Origin of the sequence: Vibrio sp. FF266 (assembly GCF_041439695.1) — a bacterium.
GTDB classification, from domain to species: Bacteria; Pseudomonadota; Gammaproteobacteria; order Enterobacterales; family Vibrionaceae; genus Vibrio; species Vibrio tasmaniensis_A.
Genome location: NZ_JBGOOO010000095.1, coordinates 1 through 2,454, shown reverse-complemented (window position 1 = coordinate 2,454; position 2,454 = coordinate 1). Strand labels below are relative to the sequence as shown.

4 protein-coding genes are annotated in these 2,454 nt (G+C 44.7%); all 4 read left to right on the top strand.

Going from position 1 to position 2,454, the window contains the following annotated elements; genetic code table 11:
- Positions 1 to 464, top strand: a 464-nt coding sequence (locus ACED59_RS24310; protein WP_371731389.1) for an IS5 family transposase, incomplete at its 5' end; no start/stop codon positions are given.
- A gap of 105 nt (positions 465 to 569) precedes the next feature.
- On the top strand, positions 570 to 812 hold the full coding sequence (locus ACED59_RS24305) for a hypothetical protein (protein WP_371705195.1): 243 nt from the start codon (positions 570 to 572) through the stop codon (positions 810 to 812).
- A gap of 699 nt (positions 813 to 1,511) precedes the next feature.
- A complete protein-coding gene (locus ACED59_RS24300) occupies positions 1,512 to 1,895 on the top strand; it encodes a hypothetical protein (RefSeq protein WP_076648261.1) in 384 nt (127 codons plus the stop codon).
- Between the two features lie 40 nt (positions 1,896 to 1,935).
- Complete coding sequence (locus tag ACED59_RS24295; RefSeq protein WP_102308722.1) at positions 1,936 to 2,322, top strand: hypothetical protein; 387 nt, start codon at positions 1,936 to 1,938, stop codon at positions 2,320 to 2,322.
- The last annotated feature ends 132 nt before the right edge of the window (positions 2,323 to 2,454 follow it).

The window sequence follows — 2,454 nt, the reverse complement described above, 5'->3', positions numbered from 1 at the left end:
TCGATACAAGCACTCATGAAATTATTGCAGCCGAGCTAAGTTTATCGACGGTTACGGATGGGGAAGTTCTCCCGAACTTACTGAAACAAACACGCCGCAGTATCCTTGAGGTATCTGGTGATGGGGCTTACGACACGAGAGCGTGTCATGCTGCTATTAAGATTAAGCGAGCCGTTGCGCTTATTCCCCCAAGAGAAGGAGCAGCCTTCTGGGAGCGTGGTCACCCTCGCAATCTCGCCGTGGGTTGTCAGAAGTTATACGGCTCGAATAAGTATTGGAAAAAGCGGTATGGATACCATAAACGTTCATTGTCAGAAACAGCGATGTATCGAGTTAAACAGTTGCTAGGAGGACGGTTGAGCTTAAGAAATTACAATGCACAGGTGGGTGAAACTTACGCGATGATAAAAGCGTTGAATAAGCTCACTAGGCTAGGTATGCCTGAAACTTGTCGTATTGACTAAAAAGCATGCAAAACGGGCGGCTCTGTCTCTAAACTGAATTACGCAACAAAGCCACTACAGAATAGTAATGCCAATATCCGAACAACTAGAAAGCGTTTAGAGCACTTGGAAGCGTTGCACAACGAAGCGCCATTACAGGGTAACGGCGAGGCAATGGGGACGGCTTGGGAGCTGTACGAAGAAGAGGGCCGCATTAAGTTTTCATTTGACGGTATTCCAGCCGAAGAGGTGCGCAAAAAATTAAAAAGTAACGGTTTTAAATGGTCACGATACTCTAAAGCGTGGGTGCGTAAACTGACGCCCAACGCGGTCTTTGTGACAAAAAGACTCATTACTTTATTCGATTAAAACCGAATGAGATGCCTCTTAGCCTGGAGGCCTTAGTTTCCTTGGTGATTTCCTTGAACGCTGTGGTCGCGCTAAAAGAAGTTGAGCCAAAGGCTCGACCGCAAGCGGTCGTCTAGCTGGCTCTCAGGAGGACTGTAGGCCCATTGACTCGATGCTTGATTGTATTGCAGTGTATTGATGTCAATTTGTGGTTGCGTGGCTGATAGGGCTTAATTGACGAGTTTTTTATGATGATAGTTTAAAGCGGATTTGAAGCACAGCGTCGTGATAAGGGCTTAACTTGGGCGTTACCCTTCGGGCAAGGCTTTTCGCTTGTATCTTTTATCTATGGCCTAAGAGTGACATCACCCTGGTGAGTCACTGCGTGCCGCCCCAGGATGTGCCTCTCTACAGCCCCTATCTAAAAGGATATCGCTGCAATCCTGAACGCACTCCTCTCACTGCGTTCGCTACGCCTCGTCGTACCTCCTCGTTGCTTTCCCTACCTTTGAATAAGTTCGAGTAAGGCTTGTTTTCTTATGCGCCGATTTCCTTTCACTCGCATCATTTACGGGCTCGCAGGCTGTTAACCGTCTCTCCCCACAACCTGATTTGCAAAGGTAAATGAACGCTGCGCGCCCTTGCAAAGCAGAACGATGGTGAGAGAGCGGACAGCCAAGCGGCTCCGAAAAGTGATACTCAAACAAAAGGAAAATCCTCATGGCGCAACAAAATTCAAACCTAACTCTCTCTAATTCAAATTCAGTGACCAGCGTTTCGCCGCTGGAGCACGAAAGCTCACCAAAAAATGATATCTCTAAGCGTCTGCAACCAGTAGAGCCAAGTCGTGATGTTGCCCTATCAGGATCAACCTCTGTGGAAAATATTGTCGTGATTGCCGCTCATGTAAAAGCAAGAGCCAGGCATTCCAGTGTTTGGCTAGAACTGACGGTTTTATTCCCAGAAACAGAACTCAATAAGCCGTACTGGGGGCAAGGCATCGCGAGAGGTCATGTGATTACTGAAACAAATAAGGTAGGGCTGAATAGTCGTGCTGTCGTCATGGGATGGGTGACAGATAGCCATCAATATATCGAAGTATAAAGACTTGATACCCCTTAGTTATAAAATGGAGACTTAAATAATGAAATATCTCTCACACTATATTCAAGACAAACAAACTCAGGCTTTTAATGATGCTGGGGCGTTCTTTGCTTTTTCTAATCAACAGTTCGATGAGGCAAAAAAAGAGGGCGTGAAATACGCATCACTAGGTATGGGGTTAATTTGCCCAGTTGATAATGCCAAGCAATTAATGACTCGTTTAGATTCCATCGCTCAAGAAGGGATCGCCGAAGATATCAAAGAGAACGGGAAAAAGGCGATCATTCGCCGTGAGTTATTTAATCACGAATGTTTCTACACAAATGATATTTGTGATTGTGTGGAAAAACTCGAAGGCTATGGCATTTCATACGATGAGATTTATGAAGTGTTTAATCACATTCGTAAAAAGGAAGACGTTTATTAAACGTGAAAATTAAAGCGCCTTGATATTTGTTCCATCAAATATCAAGGCATGTTCAAGTCAATTATGGTGAATATTCGAATGAACATTCTGAATGCTACACAAGATAGAGAAGAAACGAAAGCAAAATGTTAC